The sequence below is a fragment of the Methylobacterium sp. Leaf93 genome (assembly GCF_001422345.1).
GTDB classification, from domain to species: Bacteria; Pseudomonadota; Alphaproteobacteria; order Rhizobiales; family Beijerinckiaceae; genus Methylobacterium; species Methylobacterium bullatum.
In genome coordinates this window covers 25,782-46,134 of sequence record NZ_LMMS01000013.1, presented here as the reverse complement: position 1 = coordinate 46,134, position 20,353 = coordinate 25,782, and the positions used below count along the sequence as shown (strand labels likewise).

Genomic DNA, 20,353 nt, shown 5'->3' with positions numbered 1-20,353 from the left:
CGCGAGAACACCATGTTCATCGCCTTCGCCATGGAAGGCTTCGGCATCTACATGCTCTACCTCTGGGGCCACGATCCCCTGTGGTTCGTCCTGCTCTCAGGGTTCGTGTTCTTCGCCTGGGGCGAGATCTACTCCCTCTTCCCCTCCACCTGCACCGACACCTTCGGCACCAAGTTCGCCGCCACCAATGCCGGCCTGCTCTACACCGCCAAGGGCACCGCCGCCCTCCTGGTCCCGGTCGCCAACTACCTCCAGCAGGCCACCAACAGCTGGGACGGCGTCTTCCTCGTCGCCGCAGGCGCCAACATCCTGGCCTCGCTGCTGGCCATCGGCGTGCTCAAGCCCTGGCGCAAGCGCGTGGTGGCCCAGGCACTTGCCGTCTCCGACGAGGCGAAGCCCGCCCCCCGCGTGGTCGCCGCCTGATCCCGGGCTGAACCACCGACAATGACAAGGTGCGGGGCCCGGACGCCAAGTCCTGGCCCCCGCACCCGTTTCAGCCCCCCGTGATCGCCTCCGCAGGAGATGTCCGATGCCGCAGACCTGGCACCCGATGCACACGGCTCCGCAGATCGTCGAGCGGATCTGGCTCAACCATCTGACACTCGGCCCGATCCTAGCCGAGGGCCGCCCCGGCCGCTGGTACGCCCCGAGCGCGGCCCGGCAAGTCTGGCGTTGGTACCGTCCGGTCGGACCGGACACTCTTGAACCCTTCGCCGGCTGGCTCCCCTACGCTGCGCTCGCGGCTGAGGAGGAAGACGCAGCCGCCCTGGATGCCACGCCTCACGGCCTCCCAGATTCGCTTCCCGTTGCGGGGCAGCGGGGCCGCACCGCCTCCTTTGGCGGATAGACTGCACGGCTGCCGGACCCGGAATGACGGAGGTCGCCCTCGTTCCGCCCATCGAACGAGCCGACTCCCAACGCCGGTCATGCTAAGGCTGTCCCACCGATGAGCTGGGAGAGAGAGCTTGGCTGCCGACCCGCCGGTTCGCATTCTGCGGCCACGCGATCAGCTCGATTTTTACGACACGCGATCGGTCGTCCTCTCGTCGGCGGTGACACCGCTCCACGCCTGGAACGTCATCTCCTCAGAACCGCGACCGCTCATGGCGTCCGCCTTTCGCGTGAGGAATGCGATCGCGGCGCGCTTCGGTGTGAACGCCATCGGCGGCTTTTCAGGAGAACGACGGCTGCCTGTCCGCGAGGGCGACACGCTGGATTTCTTCCTCGTGGAACACAGCGCGCCGGATATGCTGGTCCTCACCGAGCGGGACCGGCACCTGGACGTCATGATCTGCCTTGCGACGTCCGGTCATCGTCTCACGATCACGTCGTCGGTCGTCGTCCACAATGCCTTCGGTCGGGCCTACATGGTGGCGGTCGCGCCGATCCATCGCCTGATCCTCGCCGCCGACCTGCGGCGCTTGAGGACGTCGTCGTGGCAGGAAGCCTCGCGTTCCGGCCCGTAGATCCTTCACAGGGACGAGGCCAGTCGATCGCCGAGCGCCCTTACGGGCGGCCATGAGGATGGGCCGGGCCGGTCCCCTCCCAAACAAAAACGGCGCGCCTTGCGGTGCGCCGTTCTCCTCGATTTTGCGGCCCGTCCTGGGACGGGCCGCCGCGTATCCGGCTCAGACAGCGTTCGCCTGATGCAGCCGCTCGATCTGCTGCTGGGTGTAGCCGAGGTCGAGCAGAACCTCGTCGGTATGCTCGCCGAGCAGGGGCGAGGACTTGATCTCCACCGGCATGTCCGAGAACTTGATTGGGCTGCCGACGGTCAGGTAGGTGCCGAGCTTCGGGTGCTGGACCTCGACGATGGTGCCGCTGGCGCGCAGTGAGGGATCGACCGAGAGTTCCTTCATCGACAGCACCGGCGAGCACGGGATGTCGAACTTGCGCAGGATGTCGACGGCCTCGAACTTGGTCTTGTCGGCGAGCCATTCCTCGATCGTGCCGAAGATGTCCATGATCTTGTCCTGCCGGGCTCGGGCGGTGTTGTAGGCCGGATCGTCGATCCACTCTTCCTTGCCGATCGCCTTGCAGATCGGGGCCCAGGCATGGCCCTGGATGGTGAAGTAGATGTAGGCGTTGGGGTCGGTCTCCCAGCCCTTGCACTTCAGCACCCAGCCCGGCTGGCCGCCGCCGCCCGCATTGCCGCCGCGCGGCACCACGTCGGTGAACTCGCCATGCGGGTACTGCGGGTACTCTTCAAGATAGCCGAGGGCGTCGAGGCGCTGTTGGTCGCGCAGCTTCACGCGGCAGAGGTTCAGCACCGAATCCTGCATCGACACGGCGACCTTCTGGCCCTTGCCGGTCTTGTTCTTCTGGTGAAGCGCCGTGAGGATGCCGATGGCGAGATGCATGCCGGTGTTGGAATCGCCGAGGGCCGCGGCGCTCACGGTGGGCGGGCCGTCCCAGAAGCCGGTGGTGGACGCCGCACCGCCGGCGCACTGAGCCACGTTCTCGTAGACCTTCAGGTCCTCGTAATGGTGGCCGTCCGAGAAGCCCTTCACCGAGGCGAGGATCATGCCCGGGTTGAGTTCCTGGATGCGAGCCCAGGAGAAGCCCATCCGGTCGAGGGCGCCGGGTCCGAAATTCTCGACCATGACGTCGGATTGCTTGATCAGATTCTCGAGGACTTCCTTGCCCTCGGGGGTCTTGGTGTCCAGCGTCAGCGAACGCTTGTTGGAGTTGAGCATTGTGAAGTAGAGCGCGTCGGCATCCTCCACGTGGCGAAGCTGGTTGCGCGTCACGTCGCCGGAACCGGGACGCTCGACCTTGATCACGTCGGCGCCGAACCAGGCGAGGAGCTGCGTGCAGGCGGGGCCAGCCTGGACGTGCGTGAAATCGATGATCTTGGTGCCTTCAAGCGGCTTGCTCATCTCGACGTTCTCCCTTTCGATCGTCTTGCAACGATAATGGATCGGATAGTTCGACTGTCCGGTTCTAATCCGGAACTCATGTTGGCCCGTAGTCCGGCGAAACCTTGAGATCTGCGCGCCTCCACTCAAGCGGCGGCGCTTTCGAGCTCGCTCAGACGCTTGCGCATCTGGCGTTCGTCGTTCCAGCGCCGGGTCTCATCGCGGATGATGGCGAGGATACCGGTCACCGTGCCGTCGGGACCGTGAAGAAGACCGACGGTGAAGGCGATCGATAGCGATCGGCCGTCCTTGTGAAGCGCCGGTACCCGCAGCACCTCGGTGCCGTAGCGTGTGATGCCGGTTCGCATCGTCTTGGCGTAACCATCCCAGTGACGCTGGCGCTGGCGTTCGGGGGTGATCAGGTCGAGGGATTGGCCGAGCGCCTCGGATGACGAGAACCCAAAGATCCGCTCCGCCGACGCGTTCCAGACGATGATCGCCCCGTCGGGATCGGAGACGACGATGGCATCTCCGGCGGCTTCCACCAGTTGCGAAAAATCGATGCCGGCGGGATTAGCTTGGTCCGACATGGCTTGCTTCGCGTCTTCGATCGAAACTGTGTTCATCGACTTCGCCGGCTGGCCAGGCCGTCAGGCGCGATAGAACGTTTCGCTGCGGCGACGCGGCGCGAAGTCCGAAGACGTCGCAAGACCGGATTTAGCCCAAGACGTGTTGCGGGCGCGAATGCTGCAATGCATCATTGTAATCGCTTCCTCCATTTCGCGGAAAGGTCAAACCCCATCCGAGAGATGTTCCGCGCACTTGCTTTTTCTGTGCGTCTACTGTTGGTATTTGGTATGCCAATGATCGTTGGCTGTCAACACGGGGACAGGAGTGGCGGATGAAATGGAACTTGCCCTCGCTCTCGGGACGTTGCCTTACCGCCGTGCCTCGCATGCGGTGGCCAAGCGAGTCTCGAGGAGACATCCCGTATGGGCAGTGACGGCAGCATCACCATCCGGCAGATCGAGCGTTATCGCTTCGAGATCGATTTCGGGGAGGCCTTCCCGAACCTCGCCGTCGACGAGTCTCCGCCCTATGGCAGCGGGGAGGGGCCTTTCCCCGAGCAGATACTGGTCGCGGGCGTCACCAACTGCCTCTGCGCCAGCCTAGTCTTCGCTCTGGGCAAGTTTAAACAGGATGCCCCCGGGCTTGCCGCACGATCGAGCTTTCGCGTGGAGCGCAACGCGGAGGGCCGCCTGAGGATCAGCGGGATCGAGGTCGGGATCGCGCTTGGCGCTCCCGCAGGCACCATGCCGCGCCTCGATCAGGTTCTCGAACAGTTCGAGCGCTTCTGCACCGTGTCCGAGAGCGTCAAAGCGGGGATTCCCGTCACCGTTGCGGTGCGCGATTCGGACGGAACGCTGTTGAAATAGCCGCTCAAGAGGAAGGAAAAGCCATGGCGCACATGCGCGCGCATTCACCCGAAGACCTCGCCCGTCTCTTCAATGAACGGGCCAATGCCGGCGACGTGGAGGGCTTGGTCAACCTCTACGAACAGGATGCCGTGCTCGCCGCCGGCAAGATCGTGGCGACGGGACAGCAGGAGATCCGCGCTTTCTACACAGACCTTCTCGCCCGGCGCTCCGAATTCCCGGCCGCGGAAGCGCTGCCCAGCATCCGCAACGGGGCGATCGCGATGACCTTCGCGCGCCTGCCGAACGGCACAATCTCGGTCGAGACGGCCCGGCTGCAGGACGATGGTGGCTGGCTGTGGATCATCGACCAGTTGAAGATCAAGCCGTCGGCCGATGCCAAGGCGGAATAGCGCTCACGAAACCGGCCGCCGGGAGATTCACCCCATGCTCGATCCACGCCTTGCCGGGCGGCTCACCTTCACGCATCGCTTTCCGAGCGTGGAACCGCTTCCCCCCGGTCGGCATCGGCTCGGCCTCTTCAACGAGCGCGATGCCATGCTGATCGTGCCGACTGGGATCAAGCCACGCCGTCCGACGCCGCTGGTCGTGCTCTTCCATGGCGGAGGCGGGAGCGCCGAAAAAATCCTGCCCATGCTGGAGGAGCACGCGGTGGCGCGCGGCTTTCTGCTTCTCGCCCCGCAATCCCTGTTCCCGACCTGGGACCTCGTCATCGGCGGTCATGGGCCGGACCGCGAACGGCTCGACCTCGCTTTGACCGACGTGGCGTCGCGCTTCATGCTCGATCCGTTGCACATCGTCTTCGCTGGCCATTCGGATGGGGGCAGTTACGCGCTTTCCACCGGCCTCGCCAATGGCCATGTGGTCACCCACCTCATCGTGTCGTCGGCGGGGTTCCTGTCGGTGCACCTGCAATCCGGGTCGCCGCGCATCTTCCTCTCGCACGGGACACGAGACGAGCAGATCCCCATCGATCGCAGTGCGAGGGCGCATACCGCTCAACTGAGGGAGGCTGGCTATGACGTCACGTCCGTGGAGTATGACGGCCCGCATGCCTACCAGCCGGCCATCGTGGCACGGGCGATGGACTTTGTGTTCCGGCCCGAGAGTGACGGTCCGTAGCGGGCGGTTACCGGCAGGCGTCGATCAGAGCAGCGTCCGGTCCAGACGGATGATCCGGCACGGGTCACCGCGCTTTGCCGCGGGAGCGCCGGGCGGGCGCACGAGGAGCGCCTCGGACTGGCCGAGTACCGAGAGCATTGAGGAATCCTGGCGCGTCTCGGCATGGACCGTGGGAAAGCCGCCCGCATCGGCCTCCACCCTCGCGCGCATGTAATCCTGGCGGACATCGTTGGCCGGCATGTCGGCGCCGAGAATCGCCGGCTCGCTGCGGTCGGCCCCGGCCTTTGGGTCGCCGAGAAGGGCACGGATCGCCGGCACGACGAAGAGCAAGCCGCAGACCACGGCGGAAACCGGATTGCCCGGCAATCCGATGACCATCATGGACCCGAGGCGGCCATGCATTAGCGGCTTGCCGGGGCGCAGGGCGACGCGCCAGAAACCGAGTTCGAGGCCCTCGCGATGCAGGGCAGCTTGGACGAGGTCGTGATCGCCGACCGAGGCGCCGCCGAGAGTCACGAGGAGATCGGCGTTCGCGTCCCGCGCCCGTCCGAGGGCCACTTCGAGGGATGCGAGGCTGTCGCCGGCAATGCCGAGATCGATCGGTTCGGCGCCTGCCTCGCGGGCGAGGCTCGCCACCGCCAACCCATTCGACGCGACGATCTGGTCCCAGCGGGCCGGTTCGCCCGGTGCCACGAGTTCGTCGCCGGTGGCGAGGATCGCCACCCGCGGCCTGCGGCGAACCGACAGGGTCGCGTGGCCGCCGGCCGCCGCGAGGGCGAGGCGGCGGGCATCCAGGCTCTCACCCGCGCGCAGGAGCGGATCGCCGGCCCGGAAATCGAGGCCCGGAACGCGGATGTGGCGCATGGCGGCCACCGTCTCCATCGCCGTGACCACAGTGTCCGAGACGTCGGCATTCTCCTGGATGAGGATGGTGTCGGCCCCCGCCGGAACCGGAGCCCCCGTGAGGATCCGCACCGTCTCGCCGGGGCCGATCGTGCCGGAAAAGCCATGGCCCGCCGCGCTCATGCCGATGAGCCTCAGCGTCGCCGGAACGGTGGCGACATCCTCGGCGCGTACCGCATAGCCGTCCATGGCGGAAGCCGGGAAGGGCGGCTGGGTGCGCAGGGCGGCCACATCCTCGGCCAGTGTCCGGCCGAAAGCCTCAGCCACCGCCACCGTCTCGGCCGATACCGGCTCGGCGGCACTGGCGAGGATGCGCGCGAGCGCCTCCTCCACCGGAATGAGCGTACTCACGAGGCGTCCTCGGCCCGGTACGAGCCGGACTTTCCGCCATCCTTGGCGAGCAGGTGAATGCCTTCGATCCGCATGCCGCGATCGGCGGCCTTCACCATGTCGTAGATCGTCAGGCAGGCGACCGAGACGGCCGTGAGAGCCTCCATCTCGACCCCTGTCGGGCCGATCACCTTGACCTCAGCGGTGACGCGTAGACCGGGCAGGGAATCGTCCGGCTCGCACTCCACCCGGACCTTTGAGATCAGGATCGGATGGCAGAGCGGGATGAGCTCATGCGTGCGCTTCGAGGCCATGATGCCGGCGAGCCGCGCCGTGCCGATCACGTCGCCTTTCTTGGCATCGCCTTCGCGGATCAGGCGCAGGGTCTCGGGCAGCATCACCACCACGCCCTGGGCGCGGGCAGTGCGGGTGGTGGCGGCCTTGTCGGAGACATCGACCATGTTGGCGGCACCGGCCGCATCGAGATGCGTGAGGGTGCTCATTTGCCGGCCTTGCCGAACAGGAGGCGCTTCGTCGCCTTGGTCACGTCCGCCTCCCGCATCAGGCTCTCGCCGACGAGGATCGTGCGGAGCCCGCCTTTCTCCAGGCGGATCACGTCGGCGTGGTCGGTGATTCCGCTCTCGGCAACGGCGATACGATCGGAAGGCACTCCTTTGGCCACACGGATCGCCGTATCGAACGAGACCTCGAAGGTCTTCAGGTTGCGGTTGTTAATGCCCAGAAGCCGGGTGCCCAGCGGAATGGCGCGGGCGAGTTCCTCCTCGTCATGAACCTCGACCAGCACATCCATGCCGAGATCGTGCGCGGTCTCGACGATGGCCAGCGCCTCGTCGTCATCGAGGCACGCCATGATGGCCAGCACGCAATCGGCGCCCCAGGCCCGCGCCTCGAACACTTGGTACGGCTCGAACAGGAAGTCCTTGCGCAGCACCGGCAGCGAACAGGCGTCGCGTGCCTCGGTGAGGTATTCCGGCTTGCCCTGGAAGGAGGGCGTGTCGGTGAGCACCGAGAGACATGTGGCGCCTCCCGCCTCGTAGGCGGCGGCGAGGGTGGCGGGGTCGAAATCCTCGCGGATCAGGCCCTTGGACGGCGAGGCCTTCTTTACCTCGGCGATGAGGGCCGGACGTTTTTCCGCGATATGGGCGGCGATGGCGTCGGCGAAGGGGCGGACGGGCGCGGCCTTCTCGATGCGCTTCTCGAGTTTGGCGAGGGGGACGCGCAGCTTGGCTTCCGCGATCTCACGGCGCTTGTAGGCCTCGATCCGCGAGAGCACGTCTCGCCGGTCGGTGGTGACCGGAGCCGCAACCACGTCCGCCACAGGTTTCGCCTCGCTCATCGGGGCATCTTTCATGTGTTCGAGACCGCCACGAGGCGTGCAAGGGTCGCTCTGGCTGCGCCGTCATCGATGGCGGAAGCGGCACGAGCCACACCTTCCGCCAGAGTCTGAGCGGAGCCGGCGACGACGAGGCCGGCCCCCGCATTGAGAACGGCGATGTCGCGATAGGCGTTGCGCTCGCCTGCGAGGACGGCGTTCAGCGCATGCGCGTTATGGTCGGGATCGCCCCCGCGCAGATCCTCGAGGGTCCAGAGCGGCAGGCCGACGTCGCGCGGATCGATGGTGAAGCGGCCGATCCGCCCGTCCTCCAGGGTGACCACCGGCGTCGGCCCGGTGACGGTGATCTCGTCGAGACCGTCCGACCCGTGCACTGTCCAGACCCGCGTACTGCCGAGTTCACCCAGCACACGCGTCAGGGGTTCGGCCCAGGCCTCGGTGGAGACGCCCAGAAGCTGGCGCTCGACACCGGCCGGATTGGAGAGCGGCCCCAGCAGGTTGAAGATCGTCCGCGTCGGCAGTTCGGAGCGGACCGGTGCCACGTGGCGCATGGCGCCGTGATGGGTCTGGGCGAACATGAAGCAGAGGCCGGCCTGCGCGAGGCAGCGGGCCAGCCCGTCCGGGTCGAGACCGATCCTGACGCCGAGGGAAACGAGAACGTCGGCCGCGCCCGAGCGTGAGGTGGCCGCGCGGTTGCCGTGCTTGGCCACGGGCACGCCGCAGGCGGCGGTGAGGATCGCGGCGAGAGTCGAGACGTTGTAGCTGCCCGAATGATCGCCACCGGTGCCAACGATGTCGATGGCGCCGGGCACCGGGGCCACGCGCATCATCCGCGCCCGCATGGCCTCCACCGCGCCGACGATCTCGTCCTCGGCTTCGCCACGGACCTTCAGGGCGATGAGGAAGGCGCTGGCCTGGACCGGCGTCACCTCGCCCGAGAGCAGGTCGTCGAAGGCGGCGCGCGCCTCCGCCCGGTCGAGACTCGACCCGGCCGCGACTTTCGCGAGGAGCGGCTTGAAGGTGTCCATGGCTTGGAGGCGTCAATCAACGTTGATTGTTGCGTCAATGCACGCCGGACCCGCGCTTGTCACGTGTTGCGTTCCATGCGGCGGCGATGTCGAGGAAGTTACGCAGGATCTGCGAGCCGTGATGCGACAGGATGCTCTCCGGGTGGAACTGCACGCCGTGGACCGGCAGTGTGGCGTGTTCCAGCGCCATGATGAGCCCGTCCGCCTCGGCGGTGACGACGAGATCCTGCGGACACCCGCCACGCTCCACCACGAGCGAGTGATAGCGCGTGGCATCGAAAGGGCCATTCAGTCCGCGAAAGACTCCCGTCGCCCTGTGGGTGATGCTCGAGACCTTGCCATGCATGGGCTTTGGCGCCCGCACCACGTCACCGCCGAAGGCCTGCCCGATCGCCTGGAGGCCGAGGCAGACTCCGAAGATCGGCACCTCGCCGGAGAGGTCGCGCACCACGTCGAGGCAGATGCCGGCCTCGTTGGGTGTGCACGGCCCCGGCGACAGCACCACCGCATCGGGGGTGCGCTCGCGGATCTCGTCGATGGTGATCCGGTCGTTGCGCACGACATCGATCGATCCGCAAAGCGGCCCGATGAGATGGACGAGATTCCAGGTGAAGGAATCGTAGTTGTCGATGACGAGGACGTTGGCCATGATCGCGCTTCTCTTGATCCCCCTCGTGTGACGAGGTGAGCCGAGAGGGTCAAGCGTTCTCGCGCCGCGCCCGCTCTCAGGTCCCGATCGTCGGATGCCGGACGGCGGTGCCGTCCCCCAGATGCGCGCGGATAAAGGCACCGGCGCTCGCAAGCGATTGCCGCCCCTCGGCGAGTTGCGGATAGAACATGTGCCAGGCATGGATCATGTGCGGCCAGACTTGGAGCGTCACGGCGACGTCCGCCGAGGCGGCCACCCCGGCGAGGCGAAGGGAATCGTCCAGCAGGGTCTCGGCGCTGCCGACCTGGATCAGCATCGGCGGCAGGCCGCCGAGGTCGGCGTTAAGCGGCGAGATCAGCGGGGTCGCAGCATTCTTTCCTGCGCAATAGGCCTCCGCGAGTTCCGTCAGGTATTCCCGCTGGATCAGGGGATCGACCGCCGCCTTGGTGTCCATGCTGTCACCGGTCATCTCCAGATCGACCCAGGGCGACGTGAGCCAAAGACAGCGCGGAAGCGGCAGGCCGGCATCACGCAGCGAGAGGGCCGTCGCAACGGCAAGTCCGCCGCCAGCGCTCTCCCCGGACAGGACGATGTTTCCCGGGCTGACGCCCGAATCCAAGAGGAAGCGGTAGCCCGTTAGGGCGTCATCGAGGGCCGCGGGAAACGGATGTTCCGGCGCGAGCCGGTAATCCAGGGCGAGCGTGCGCGCTCCGGCGGCGCGGCCCGTCTCGGCCATCATGTGCCGGTGACTGTTGAGCGAGCCGGACACGTATCCGCCGCCATGCAGGAAGAGGACGACGCGGGCCGGGTCGGCCTCCGGGCTCACGGTCCATTCGGCCGCCACCCCGCCGGCATCGACGGGCACGACCGTCATATCGTGGGGGACGGGATAATGCGCGCCGAATCCATCGAGCCGCTCACGGCGCTCGGCGAGGTTCGAAGATCGTGGACTGGCCGCGAGGAGATCCCTGACGGCATCGATCTCGGTCCCAGCCATCACGTCCCTCCGTCATCGCAATTGGCCGATATACGACCGCTTCGATGTCTATCGGCAATCGCGGGACGAGCGGAAGGGCTGCCTTGGTACGCGGAAGGACTACTGCCCCCGCCGCGCCCGGCTCGCGAACATCACCGCATCCTCTGCGGCGCGGAAAAGGGCTTTGGCCTTGTTCACGCATTCCTGTTGCTCGGAGGCCGGATCGGAATCGTAGACGATGCCGGCGCCAGCCTGAACATGCATCCGCCCGTCCTTCACGATGGCGGTGCGCAGCACGATGCAGGTGTCCATCTCGCCGCGCGCGCCGAAATAGCCGATGCAGCCGCCATAGGGTCCGCGCTTCTCACGTTCGAGTTCGTCGATGATCTCCATCGCCCGGACCTTGGGCGCACCGGAGACCGTGCCCGCCGGAAACCCGGCCGAGAGGGCATCCAGCGCGTCGTGGCTCGGATCGAGATCGCCCTCGACATTCGAGACGATGTGCATGACCTGGCTGTAAAATTCGAGGAAGAACGACCCCGTCACGGTCACGCTGCCGAGGCGCGAGACCCGACCGACATCGTTGCGGCCGAGATCGAGCAGCATCAGGTGCTCTGAGCGTTCCTTCGGATCGGCCAGCAGTTCCTCGGCCAGGGCCTTGTCCTCGGACGGCGTGGCACCGCGCCGGCGCGTGCCGGCGATGGGGCGGATCGTGACGCGGCCCTCGCGCACCCGAACTAGGATCTCGGGCGAGGAGCACACGACCTGGAAATCCTCGAAGTCGAGGTAGCACAGGAAGGGAGCCGGGTTGGTCCGCCGCAGGGAACGGTAGAGGGCGAAGGCCGGAAGCGTGAACGGCGCTTCGAAACGCTGGGACAGTACGACCTGGAAGACGTCACCGGCGACGATGTACTCTTTCGCCCGCGCGACCATGTCCAGATAGGCATCGGGCGTCGTGTTCGAGACCGGCTCGGGATGGGCGATGGAGCGCGGGTCGATCCGCGATTCCACCGGAAGCGGACCTTCCAGGACATCGGCCACACGTTCCAGACGGGCGAGGGCGCCCTCATAGGCCGCGCGCGCCGAAACCCCTGCGCTCGGGCGCACCGGGCCGACCACGGTGATGATGTCGCGCACGGCATCGAACACCACCATGACGCGCGGCCGGACGAGGATCGCGTCGGGAACGCCGAGGGGATCCGGGTTCGACTCCCCGAGCCGTTCCATGGCCCGGACCATGTCGTAGCCGAGATAGCCGAAGAGTCCCGCCGCCATGGGGGGAAGCTCGGTGCCGTCATCGGCTCCGATGGCGCTCTCGGCGATGAGGGAGCGGAGGCTCGCCAGCGGCGAGGCGTCGTCGGGCTCGAACACCGACAGGTCGCTGCCCCGCGCGGTCTCCGGCCGGCCGTCGCGGCAGCGCCAGGCGAGGTCGGGGTCGAGGCCGATCATCGAATAGCGGCCGCGCACCGCACCGCCTTCGACGGATTCGAGCAGGAAGGCCGGCCCGGCATGAACCGCGCGCAGCTTGAGGAAAGCCGCGACCGGAGTCTCCAGATCGGCCACCATGGTCAGGTTGAGGAGGGTCGGCCGCCCTGCCTCGTAGGCCTCCGCGAAGGCGGCGTAATCCGGCTCCTGAAACATGGTCGGTTCAGTACTCGCCGCCGATCGCGCGCCGGAACGCCGTCTGGTTGACGGTGATCCCCACGCTCTTCTGAACGTCGGCGATGTACTCGCCGAGGATGTCGTCGATGAGGGTCGCCTGGAACCGCTTCGAGATCGCCGCGTCGGAGGCGCTGCCGGGCACGAAGGCGGGCATCGTCGCCGCCGTGACCTTGGCGACCACGCGCGACTCGCCGGATTCCACCGAGACGGCCTTGTCCACCGGGACGGCGAAGAGGCGGTTGACCACGTCGGCCGAGAGGCCGTCCTTGGCCTGGCTGCGGGCGATGTCCGTGGAGGTCTGCACCTGCACGCCGACTTCCGTCGCCAGCGTGTCGATGGCCTCGCCCTTGTCCAGGCGCTCGGTGAGGCTGCGAGCCTTCTCCGACAGGCGCTTGGCCACCTCTGCGGCACGCCATTGCGCAACGGCCTGGTCGCGCACCTGGTCGAGGGGCTTGTCGTGGGCGTGGTCGATGCCGGTAACGTCGACCCAGACGTAGCCGCCCGACTTCAGGCGAAGCGCCTCGGTGTCGCTCCCGATCTCGGAGCGGAACACGATCGGCAGCGTCGTGTCGCGATCCGGGATGGAATCGACGAGCTTGCCCGACGGGTCGAGCCCCTGGGCGCTCACCGCCGGCACCGTCACGAGGGTGAGGCCCCGCTCCTTGGCGATCTCGGCCAGCGGCTTGCTGTTGGCGCGCTCGTCCTCGATCGCGTCGTGGTCCTTCTCGACGGCGGTCCTCGCGCGCTCGAGAGCGATCGTCTTGCGGATCTCCGGCGCCACGTCGACGAGGGGCTTGCGTGTCTCGGGTTCGATGGCGGTGACGCGGAGAAGCACGGTGCCGAAGCGACCCTTGACCGGGGCGCTCACGGTGTTCTGAGCAAGCGAGAACGCGGCATCCGCGACGGCCGGGTCGAACAGGTCGGCCTTCGTGAGGTTGCCGAGGGACAGTTCCTTCGCATCGACGCCGCGCGCGACCGCGACGGCCTCGAATGGCTTCTCGCCGGATTCGATCTCCTTGCGCGCCGCCTCGGCGGAGGCCTCGTCGGGGAACACGATCTGCTGGATCGTGCGCCGCTCCGGCGTGCCGTATTGCGCCTTGGCGAGATCGTAGCGCTTCTGCACGTCCTCCTCAGTGACCGCGTCGGGCTTGGCCATCGCCTGCGGATCGAGGGCCAGGAGGGTCACGGCCCGGTAGTCCGGTGCGCGGAAAGCGCTCTTGTTCTCGTCGTAGAAGGTCTTCACCTCCTCGTCGGTCGGTGCGGGAATGTCACCCGCCACGGACGGGGGCAGCATCAGGAAAGACGCCGCGCGGCGCTCGGTGGTGTAGCGATGCACGGCCTCGCGCAGGGCGGCGGGGACGTGGATGTCCGCGGCCACGGCCTCGGCGATCTGGAGCCGTCCGGCGGCGGCGCGCTGGTCACGCACGAACATCGCCTCGTTGATCCCGGCGCGCTGCAGCGTCTGGAAGAAGAGGGTCTGGTCGAAGGAGCCGTTGGCACCCTTGAAGGTCGGCTCTTCCTGAATCGCGCGCAGCACCGCCGAATCGGGGATCACGAGCCCGAGATCCTTGGCCTGCTGGTCGAGGGAGGCCTCGCTGATCAGCTGAGAGAGGACCTGCCGATCGAGACCGAGGCCTCTGGCCTGATCGGGCGTCAGGCTGCGCTGGAGCTGGCTCTGGTAGCGCTGCAGCTGCAGCTGGTAGGCCGACCGTACCGCCTCCGAGGTGATCTGCGTCTTGCCCACCGTGGCCACGGTCGTGGCGGAGTTCGAGCGGAAGAAATCCTCCACGCCGAAGATCGCGACGCCGGCGATGAGGAAGGTGAAGACCACGGTGAGAATGATCTTGCCGAGCCAATGCTGGCTCGCACTACGCATGTTCTGCAGCATCGGAAGGTTCGAAAATCCGTCGTGATGGCGCGCCGGGGCACGGCTCCAAGCCGCCCGCGATAGACCATCCGCTCGCCTCCGCAAAGGCCGGGGCGATCCGCGAGCGCATGTTTGCGCCGGCAAGTCGGCTCTGTTACGGCCCCGCTCACGATCCGGTGAAGCCGGACCAGGATGATCTGAACGCGAGGGATACGATGTCGAAGTCGGGACGGCGGCCGCTGATCGCCGGCAACTGGAAGATGAACGGCCTGCGCAGTTCGGTTCCGGTGGTCGAGGCCATCCGCGACGGGCTCTCGCCCGAACTCACATCCCGGATCGACGTCCTTGTCTGCCCCCCCTCGACGCTGATTTCCTCCTGTGTGGCGGCTGTCTACGGGTCTGCCATCGCTATCGGTGGCCAGAACCTGCATGCCAAGGCCAGCGGCGCCTTCACCGGCAGCATTTCCGCCGAGATGCTGGCCGATCTCGGGGCGACCTACGTCATCGTCGGCCATTCGGAGCGCCGCGCCTATCACCACGAGACCGATGACGGCGTTCATGCCAAGGCTCTGGGCGCCCGCCGGGCCGGCCTCTGCGGCATCATCTGCGTCGGCGAGACGCAGGAAGAGCGCGAAGAGGGTCGCACCCTCGATATCGTCCGGGCGCAGCTCGCCATCGGCGTGCCGAAAGGTGCGAAGGCCTCCGATACGGTCATCGCCTACGAGCCGGTCTGGGCGATCGGCACCGGCCTGACCCCGACACCCGCCGACATCGCCGAGGTCCATGCCTCGCTTCGCGAAATGCTCGGCCAGCTCATCGGGGCGGAAGCGGCAAAGGTGCGCATCCTCTACGGAGGCTCGGTGAAGCCCGGCAACGCCCGCGAGTTGATGGCGGTGGAGAATGTGGACGGCGCGCTGGTGGGCGGCGCGAGTCTCGTCGCCTCTGACTTCCTGGGGATAGCCGCCGCTTATGCCTGAGGCGATTCTCCTCTTCTAAACTCCATGCAGGATTTGGCGCGGGACACCATCTCGTGTAGGAGCCTGCCCTTCGCAGACGTTCCTCGACGGGCCTCACCGGGCGCCGTATGCGGCCTTACGTGGTTCACGGACCAGGAACATCGGACTGAAACGACATGAATGCCGTCCTGATCTCCATTCACCTCATCGTGGTTCTCGCCCTCATCGCCGTGGTCCTGCTGCAGCGCTCTGAAGGTGGACTCGGGCTCGGCAGTGGCAGCAGCGGCGGCGGCGTGTCGGGCTTCATGACCGGACGCGGACAGGCCAACGCGCTGACGCGGGCCACGGCGATCCTGGCGGCCCTGTTCTTCACCACCAGCATGACGCTGGCGGTCATTTCCCATCGTAGCGCCGCGCCGAAGTCGATCCTCGACGGAGCCGCGACGACGCAACCGGTGGCGCCCAACGGCAACCTGCTCGAGACCCTTCGTCCGGGACAGGGCGCGGCTCAGCCCGCCACCCCCGAGGCGCCCCAGTCGCGCTGATCACAGACCAGCGAGGCGTGGCGGACCGCTCACCCCTCGCATGGAACCGTCGCCGATCCGCCTTGTCCACAGTCCGCGTCGATTTCGCCCTGCCGCCGTTGGCGGCGGGGTCGTTTGAAGTTTGGCGAATCACCCACCCTTGTTTATGAGCCGAAGCCCATGACGCGGTACGTATTCATCACCGGCGGCGTGGTCTCCTCGCTCGGCAAGGGCCTCGCTTCCGCGGCGCTGGCAGCCCTCCTGCAGGCGCGCGGCCATACGGTCCGTCTGCGCAAGCTCGACCCCTACCTGAACGTCGATCCGGGCACGATGAGCCCGACCCAGCACGGAGAGGTGTTCGTCACCGACGACGGTGCGGAGACGGACCTCGACCTCGGCCATTACGAGCGCTTCACCGGCCTCGCCGCCACCAAGGCCGATAACATCACCACCGGCCGGATCTATCTCGACATCATCACCAAGGAGCGGCGCGGCGACTATCTCGGCGCGACGATCCAGGTGATCCCGCACGTCACGAACGCCATCAAGGCGTTCGTGCTCGAGGGCAACGAGGCGTTCGATTTCGTCCTCGTGGAGATCGGCGGCACGGTGGGCGACATCGAGGGCCTGCCGTTCTTCGAGGCGATCCGCCAGCTCGGCCAGGAATTGCCGCGCGGCACAGTCGCCTTCGTGCACCTGACGCTGCTGCCCTACATCCCTTCGGCCGGCGAGTTGAAGACAAAGCCGACGCAGCATTCCGTCAAGGAACTGCGCTCCATCGGCATCCAGCCCGACATCCTGCTCTGCCGCTGCGACCGACCGATTCCGGTGGAGGAGCGCCGCAAGCTCGGCCTGTTCTGCAACGTGCGCGAGACCGCCGTCATCGAGGCGCGCGACGTCGCCTCGATCTACGACGTGCCGCTCTCCTACCGCGAAGCCGGGCTGGACCGGGAAGTCCTGGCGCATTTCGGCATCGAGCCCAAGGGCGAGCCCGATCTCGCGCGCTGGACGACGATTTCCGAGCGCGTGCGCAATCCGGAAGGCGAGGTCTCCATCGCCATCGTGGGCAAGTATACGGGCCTCAAGGACGCTTACAAATCCCTGTCCGAGGCCCTCACCCATGGCGGTATCGCCAACCGGGTGAAGGTGAACCTCGAGTGGATCGAGGCCGAGGTGTTCGAGGGCGAGGATCCGGCGCCGTTTCTCGAGGGAATCAACGGCATCCTCGTGCCGGGCGGCTTCGGCCAGCGCGGTGCCGAGGGCAAGATCCGCGCGGCCCGCTATGCCCGTGAGCGCAAGATCCCGTATTTCGGCATCTGTTTCGGCATGCAGATGGCCGTGATCGAGGCGGCCCGCTCCCTTGCCGGCGTCGAGGATGCCAATTCCACGGAGTTCGGGGAAACTGAAGAACCGGTGGTCGGCCTGCTCACCGAATGGCTCAAGGGCAACGACCTGGAGCGGCGCGCCGCCCAGGGCGATCTCGGCGGCACCATGCGGCTCGGCGCCTACAAGGCGACCCTCGGCGCGGATACCAAGATCGCCGAAATCTACGGCGGCACCGAGATTTCCGAGCGTCACCGGCACCGCTACGAGGTCAACATGGCCTATCGCGAGCGGCTGGAAGCCAAGGGCCTGCGGTTCTCGGGGCTGTCACCGGACGGTCTGCTTCCCGAGACGGTGGAACATGCAGGCCACCCCTGGTTCATCGGCGTGCAGTTCCACCCGGAACTGAAGTCGCGGCCGTTCGAGCCGCATCCACTGTTCGAGAGCTTCATCTCGGCCGCCATCGTGCAGAGCCGACTGGTCTGAGGGAGGGGCGGGCGCCATGGTCTCGATCTCGGGTCTGCCCGCCTTCATCGCCTATGTCGCGGCGGCGTTCGGCCTGGTGGCGGTCTATCTCGCGGTCTACCTGTCGGCGACGTCCCATCGTGAGATCGCGCTAATGCGGGCCAACAATGCCTCGGCCGCCATTGCGCTGGGCGGAAGCCTCATCGGCTACACGCTGCCGCTCTCGGTGGCGATCTATAACGCTCAGTCGATCCTCGACTGCATCGTCTGGGGCCTCGTCGCCCTCATCGTGCAGATCCTGGTCTACTTCGTCGTGCGGCTGATCCTGCCGGACCTGTCGCGTCGCATCGAAGCCGGTGAGATCGCCGCGTCCATCCTGCTCGCCGCATCGTCCCTGGCCGGGGGCATCGTCAACGCGGCGTCGATGACCTACTGAGCCGGCACTCGGGGAAATGCCCCGCCGCCGGTTTCAAACGGCCAAGCTCGATCCTACATTCGGGTCAGTGCGGCATTGTGCTGTGAGGGAGCGGATCGTCGGAAGGCGGTCCTTAGTGGGATGCCATCCGAGGCCGATACTCCGACACCCGTAAAGCCGCCGCGCCTCATGCGCTCGCAGACGGTGACCCTCGTCATGCTGGCGGGCGCGGGCGCCGCCGCCTTCGGGCTCGCCCATCTCGATCCGTCGCAGGACGAGGAATCCGTGCTCGTCTATGCGAATGCGGACGCCTGTATCGCCGGAAACAGGCGAACGGAGGAGGATTGCCGGAGCGAGTACCTGACGGCGCGTGCCGCCTATCCCGAGGTCGCACCGCGTTACGCGACAGTGAGCGATTGCGAGGCGCATCACGGCTCATCGCATTGCCTGCCCGGAGACGGCGTCGCCATGAGTGCCGCCGGACGCTTCGTGCCGAGGATGGCCGGCTACGTCATCGGCAGGCGGGTCGATCAGAACCTGACTCCACAGCCGATCTTCGACCATGCTCCGAAGTCGGAAACCTCGCATAGCGGAAGCGCCGGCCACTCGGGTGGCGCTGGCTATTGCACGAGTTGGGGCGGACGGATCACCACGTCTTCGGGCGGTACGTCCTCCAGCGCGCGGGTCGCCTCTTCGGCGGTGCGCAAGGTCGCATACGGTGGCTTTGGAAGCACGGGCCGGTCGTTCTCGTCGCACGGCTGGTCCAGCCACGGAAGCGGCGGCTGATGTGGCGCGTGCCCATCGGCGAGCGACCGGATTGGCGGGAGACCGCGCGCCGGCATGGTTTTACCTTCCACACCCTCGATGGCGCAGCGTATTGGTCCGAGAGCCACGCTTACGCCTTTACGTTGTCCGAGATCGAGAACGATCTCGAAGCGCCGAGCGCGGAGATCCACGCTCTGTGCCTCGCCTTCGTCGCCGATGCGGTTGAGGACGAGCGGATCCTGACCTCGCTCGACATTCCTCGCCACGCCTGGGACGTGATCCGCGCGAGCTGGAAGCGGGGAGACCCCTCCCTCTACGGACGCCTGGATTTCTCCTATGGCGGGGCATCCGCCGGGCCGGCAAAGCTCCTCGAATACAATGCCGACACGCCCACCGCCCTCTACGAGTCCGGCGTGTTCCAATGGCTCTGGCTGGAGGAAGGGCTGCGAACCGGCTCGCTGCCCGAGACAGCCGACCAGTTCAACTCCCTCCACGAGAAGCTGGTCGCCCGGTTTCGCGCGCTTCGCGGTGACGGGGCGCTCGCCTTCACCGCCTATGCCGATGCGCCCGAGGACAGAGGCACGGTGGCCTATCTTGAAGATTGCGCGCGACAAGCGGGGCTCGCGACACGCTTTCTCGACATTTCCGACATCGGACGGGACGAGGACGGACGCTTCGTCGACCGGGTCCATGCGCCGATCCCGAGGTTGTTCAAGCTCTACCCATGGGAATGGGCGTTCGCTGATGCATTCGGCGAGGGGCTCGATGCCACGACGACGCGTTTTCTCGAACCACCCTGGAAGGCCATCCTGTCGAACAAGGGCTTGCTGGCGCATCTCCATGCTCGCGAGCCCACTCACCCGAACCTGCTGCCGGCTTTCTTCGAGGACGACCCGCGAAAGGCTTCGCTCGGAACGTCCTTCGTCAAGAAACCACTGGTCTCGCGGGAAGGTGCCAACATCCTCATGGTACGCGACGGTGCCGTCCTGGCGCAGGATCACGGCCCGTATGGCGGCGGCCGGCATATCCGACAGGCGCTGGCCGAGCTGCCGGATTTCGATGGCCGCCGCCCCGTAATCGGCTCGTGGATGGTGGGGGACGAAGCCGCGGGCCTCTGCATCCGAGAGAGCGCAGGACCGATCACCGGCAATGCCGCCGTGTTCGTCCCCCATTTCATCGGGCCGGCCTGAAGAGCGGCATCCCGCCGCTTCCAAAACGGCGGCATTGGCCTATCCTGACCCCTGTGACCGAAATCCTGTTCTATCATCTCCAGCAGCAACCCCTCGAGAAGGTTCTGCCGACCCTCGTCGAGCGATCGTTGGAGCGCCAATGGCGCGCGGCGATTCAGGTCTCGGGGGAAGAGCGGCTCCAGGCGCTGGACGATCACCTCTGGACCTATAGCGACGACAGTTTCCTGCCGCACGGGACGGACCGTGACCCGCAGGCGGCGAGCCAGCCCGTCGTTCTGACCCTGCAGGACGGCAACCCCAACGCCGCCGCCATCCGTTTTCTCGTGGACGGTGTGCCGCTGCCGCCGGATGCGTCGGAGTACCAGCGGATCTGTATCCTGTTCGACGGGAACGATCAGGACGCCCTGCTCGGTGCGCGGGCGCAATGGAAGCAGGCCAAGGAGGCGGGCCATACCATAGCCTATTGGCAGCAGGACGAATCCGGGCGCTGGCAGAAGAAGGCGTGAGCGCTCTGGCCCATCACCTCAAAG

At 66.8% G+C, this 20,353-nt stretch carries 22 protein-coding genes and 1 pseudogene; 13 read left to right on the top strand and 10 right to left on the bottom strand.

The features are described 5' to 3' along the window. From ASF26_RS11135 to ASF26_RS11125, 3 genes and pseudogenes are all read left to right on the top strand, one after another. A pseudogene (locus ASF26_RS11135) lies at positions 1-423 on the top strand (oxalate/formate MFS antiporter); the annotation flags it as partial. A gap of 106 nt (positions 424-529) precedes the next feature. Further along, positions 530-847: a hypothetical protein gene (locus ASF26_RS11130; protein WP_056253565.1), complete on the top strand. Its 318-nt coding sequence runs from the start codon at positions 530-532 to the stop codon at positions 845-847. Between the two features lie 118 nt (positions 848-965). Beyond that, on the top strand, positions 966-1,466 hold the full coding sequence (locus tag ASF26_RS11125; protein WP_056253562.1) for a DUF2867 domain-containing protein: 501 nt from the start codon (positions 966-968) through the stop codon (positions 1,464-1,466). A gap of 162 nt (positions 1,467-1,628) precedes the next feature. On the opposite strand, the gene frc is transcribed toward ASF26_RS11125, so the two are convergent. Together frc and ASF26_RS11115 are read right to left on the bottom strand one after the other, a co-directional pair. After that, complete coding sequence (gene frc / locus ASF26_RS11120) at positions 1,629-2,879, bottom strand: formyl-CoA transferase (protein ID WP_018044754.1); 1,251 nt, start codon at positions 2,877-2,879, stop codon at positions 1,629-1,631. A gap of 125 nt (positions 2,880-3,004) precedes the next feature. Next, positions 3,005-3,448, bottom strand: a complete 444-nt coding sequence (locus tag ASF26_RS11115; protein WP_056253559.1) for a PAS domain S-box protein — start codon at positions 3,446-3,448, stop codon at positions 3,005-3,007. Between the two features lie 402 nt (positions 3,449-3,850). Here ASF26_RS11115 and ASF26_RS11110 point away from each other — a divergent pair, with 402 nt between their 5' ends. Genes ASF26_RS11110 through ASF26_RS11100 form a run of 3 tightly spaced genes read left to right on the top strand, consistent with a single transcriptional unit; the run spans position 3,851 to position 5,416 of the window. Next, positions 3,851-4,294, top strand: a complete 444-nt coding sequence (locus ASF26_RS11110) for an OsmC family protein (protein WP_056253555.1) — start codon at positions 3,851-3,853, stop codon at positions 4,292-4,294. A 23-nt stretch (positions 4,295-4,317) separates the two neighbouring features. Continuing rightward, entirely contained in the window at positions 4,318-4,686 is a 369-nt protein-coding gene (locus ASF26_RS11105; protein ID WP_056253553.1) for a hypothetical protein, read from the top strand. Positions 4,687-4,720: 34 nt separating this feature from the next. Continuing rightward, complete coding sequence (locus tag ASF26_RS11100) at positions 4,721-5,416, top strand: esterase (protein ID WP_056253549.1); 696 nt, start codon at positions 4,721-4,723, stop codon at positions 5,414-5,416. Positions 5,417-5,440: 24 nt separating this feature from the next. Here ASF26_RS11100 and glp read toward each other — a convergent pair whose 3' ends face one another. The 8 genes from glp to ASF26_RS11060 all read right to left on the bottom strand — a co-directional run bounded on the left by glp (position 5,441) and on the right by ASF26_RS11060 (position 14,206). Further along, positions 5,441-6,670 (bottom strand): gephyrin-like molybdotransferase Glp, encoded by a 1,230-nt coding sequence (glp, locus tag ASF26_RS11095; RefSeq protein ID WP_056253546.1) that lies wholly within the window; start codon positions 6,668-6,670, stop codon positions 5,441-5,443. Continuing rightward, positions 6,667-7,152, bottom strand: coding sequence for a cyclic pyranopterin monophosphate synthase MoaC (moaC, locus tag ASF26_RS11090; protein ID WP_056253541.1), 486 nt, complete (start codon positions 7,150-7,152; stop codon positions 6,667-6,669). Before moaC ends, glp begins: the two co-directional genes overlap by 4 nt. Beyond that, entirely contained in the window at positions 7,149-8,006 is an 858-nt protein-coding gene (trpC, locus tag ASF26_RS11085) for an indole-3-glycerol phosphate synthase TrpC (RefSeq protein ID WP_056253593.1), read from the bottom strand. Before trpC ends, moaC begins: the two co-directional genes overlap by 4 nt. Positions 8,007-8,017: 11 nt before the next feature. Beyond that, a complete protein-coding gene (gene trpD, locus ASF26_RS11080; protein WP_056253538.1) occupies positions 8,018-9,031 on the bottom strand; it encodes an anthranilate phosphoribosyltransferase in 1,014 nt (337 codons plus the stop codon). 34 nt (positions 9,032-9,065) lie between these two features. Continuing rightward, entirely contained in the window at positions 9,066-9,680 is a 615-nt protein-coding gene (locus ASF26_RS11075; RefSeq protein ID WP_056253535.1) for an aminodeoxychorismate/anthranilate synthase component II, read from the bottom strand. 76 nt (positions 9,681-9,756) lie between these two features. Continuing rightward, positions 9,757-10,677, bottom strand: a complete 921-nt coding sequence (locus ASF26_RS11070; RefSeq protein WP_056253532.1) for an alpha/beta hydrolase — start codon at positions 10,675-10,677, stop codon at positions 9,757-9,759. A 99-nt stretch (positions 10,678-10,776) separates the two neighbouring features. Then, positions 10,777-12,297, bottom strand: a complete 1,521-nt coding sequence (gene trpE / locus ASF26_RS11065; RefSeq protein ID WP_056253529.1) for an anthranilate synthase component I — start codon at positions 12,295-12,297, stop codon at positions 10,777-10,779. Between the two features lie 7 nt (positions 12,298-12,304). Then, positions 12,305-14,206: a peptidylprolyl isomerase gene (locus ASF26_RS11060; RefSeq protein WP_056253526.1), complete on the bottom strand. Its 1,902-nt coding sequence runs from the start codon at positions 14,204-14,206 to the stop codon at positions 12,305-12,307. 194 nt (positions 14,207-14,400) lie between these two features. On the opposite strand from ASF26_RS11060, the gene tpiA reads away from it, so the two are divergent. The 7 genes from tpiA to ASF26_RS11025 all read left to right on the top strand — a co-directional run bounded on the left by tpiA (position 14,401) and on the right by ASF26_RS11025 (position 20,329). Then, positions 14,401-15,162 (top strand): triose-phosphate isomerase, encoded by a 762-nt coding sequence (tpiA, locus tag ASF26_RS11055; RefSeq protein WP_056146506.1) that lies wholly within the window; start codon positions 14,401-14,403, stop codon positions 15,160-15,162. 155 nt (positions 15,163-15,317) lie between these two features. Further along, positions 15,318-15,686 (top strand): preprotein translocase subunit SecG, encoded by a 369-nt coding sequence (gene secG, locus ASF26_RS11050; RefSeq protein WP_018044740.1) that lies wholly within the window; start codon positions 15,318-15,320, stop codon positions 15,684-15,686. 159 nt (positions 15,687-15,845) lie between these two features. Next, positions 15,846-17,474: a CTP synthase gene (locus tag ASF26_RS11045; protein WP_056253523.1), complete on the top strand. Its 1,629-nt coding sequence runs from the start codon at positions 15,846-15,848 to the stop codon at positions 17,472-17,474. A 16-nt stretch (positions 17,475-17,490) separates the two neighbouring features. Next, the gene (locus ASF26_RS11040) at positions 17,491-17,889 is read left to right on the top strand and encodes a DUF350 domain-containing protein (RefSeq protein WP_056253520.1); all 399 of its coding nucleotides are present in this window, start codon (positions 17,491-17,493) and stop codon (positions 17,887-17,889) included. Between the two features lie 168 nt (positions 17,890-18,057). Then, entirely contained in the window at positions 18,058-18,654 is a 597-nt protein-coding gene (locus ASF26_RS11035) for a DUF1190 domain-containing protein (protein ID WP_056253516.1), read from the top strand. Further along, positions 18,654-19,823, top strand: coding sequence for a glutathionylspermidine synthase family protein (locus ASF26_RS11030; RefSeq protein ID WP_056253514.1), 1,170 nt, complete (start codon positions 18,654-18,656; stop codon positions 19,821-19,823). Before ASF26_RS11035 ends, ASF26_RS11030 begins: the two co-directional genes overlap by 1 nt. Positions 19,824-19,876: 53 nt before the next feature. Continuing rightward, complete coding sequence (locus ASF26_RS11025; protein WP_056253512.1) at positions 19,877-20,329, top strand: DNA polymerase III subunit chi; 453 nt, start codon at positions 19,877-19,879, stop codon at positions 20,327-20,329. Positions 20,330-20,353: the final 24 nt, after the last annotated feature.

Bases quoted from the DNA above. Each gene is read 5' to 3' on its own strand.
- ASF26_RS11130 (WP_056253565.1), top strand. From the start codon at position 530: ATGCCGCAGACCTGGCACCCGATGCACACGGCTCCGCAGATCGTCGAG.
- frc (WP_018044754.1), bottom strand. From the start codon at position 2,879: ATGAGCAAGCCGCTTGAAGGCACCAAGATCATCGATTTCACGCACGTC.
- ASF26_RS11115 (WP_056253559.1), bottom strand. From the start codon at position 3,448: ATGTCGGACCAAGCTAATCCCGCCGGCATCGATTTTTCGCAACTGGTG.
- ASF26_RS11110 (WP_056253555.1), top strand. From the start codon at position 3,851: ATGGGCAGTGACGGCAGCATCACCATCCGGCAGATCGAGCGTTATCGC.
- ASF26_RS11105 (WP_056253553.1), top strand. From the start codon at position 4,318: ATGGCGCACATGCGCGCGCATTCACCCGAAGACCTCGCCCGTCTCTTC.
- ASF26_RS11100 (WP_056253549.1), top strand. From the start codon at position 4,721: ATGCTCGATCCACGCCTTGCCGGGCGGCTCACCTTCACGCATCGCTTT.
- moaC (WP_056253541.1), bottom strand. From the start codon at position 7,152: ATGAGCACCCTCACGCATCTCGATGCGGCCGGTGCCGCCAACATGGTC.
- trpC (WP_056253593.1), bottom strand. From the start codon at position 8,006: ATGAGCGAGGCGAAACCTGTGGCGGACGTGGTTGCGGCTCCGGTCACC.
- trpD (WP_056253538.1), bottom strand. From the start codon at position 9,031: ATGGACACCTTCAAGCCGCTCCTCGCGAAAGTCGCGGCCGGGTCGAGT.
- ASF26_RS11075 (WP_056253535.1), bottom strand. From the start codon at position 9,680: ATGGCCAACGTCCTCGTCATCGACAACTACGATTCCTTCACCTGGAAT.
- ASF26_RS11070 (WP_056253532.1), bottom strand. From the start codon at position 10,677: ATGGCTGGGACCGAGATCGATGCCGTCAGGGATCTCCTCGCGGCCAGT.
- trpE (WP_056253529.1), bottom strand. From the start codon at position 12,297: ATGTTTCAGGAGCCGGATTACGCCGCCTTCGCGGAGGCCTACGAGGCA.
- ASF26_RS11060 (WP_056253526.1), bottom strand. From the start codon at position 14,206: ATGCTGCAGAACATGCGTAGTGCGAGCCAGCATTGGCTCGGCAAGATC.
- tpiA (WP_056146506.1), top strand. From the start codon at position 14,401: ATGTCGAAGTCGGGACGGCGGCCGCTGATCGCCGGCAACTGGAAGATG.
- secG (WP_018044740.1), top strand. From the start codon at position 15,318: ATGAATGCCGTCCTGATCTCCATTCACCTCATCGTGGTTCTCGCCCTC.
- ASF26_RS11045 (WP_056253523.1), top strand. From the start codon at position 15,846: ATGACGCGGTACGTATTCATCACCGGCGGCGTGGTCTCCTCGCTCGGC.
- ASF26_RS11040 (WP_056253520.1), top strand. From the start codon at position 17,491: ATGGTCTCGATCTCGGGTCTGCCCGCCTTCATCGCCTATGTCGCGGCG.
- ASF26_RS11035 (WP_056253516.1), top strand. From the start codon at position 18,058: ATGCGCTCGCAGACGGTGACCCTCGTCATGCTGGCGGGCGCGGGCGCC.
- ASF26_RS11030 (WP_056253514.1), top strand. From the start codon at position 18,654: ATGTGGCGCGTGCCCATCGGCGAGCGACCGGATTGGCGGGAGACCGCG.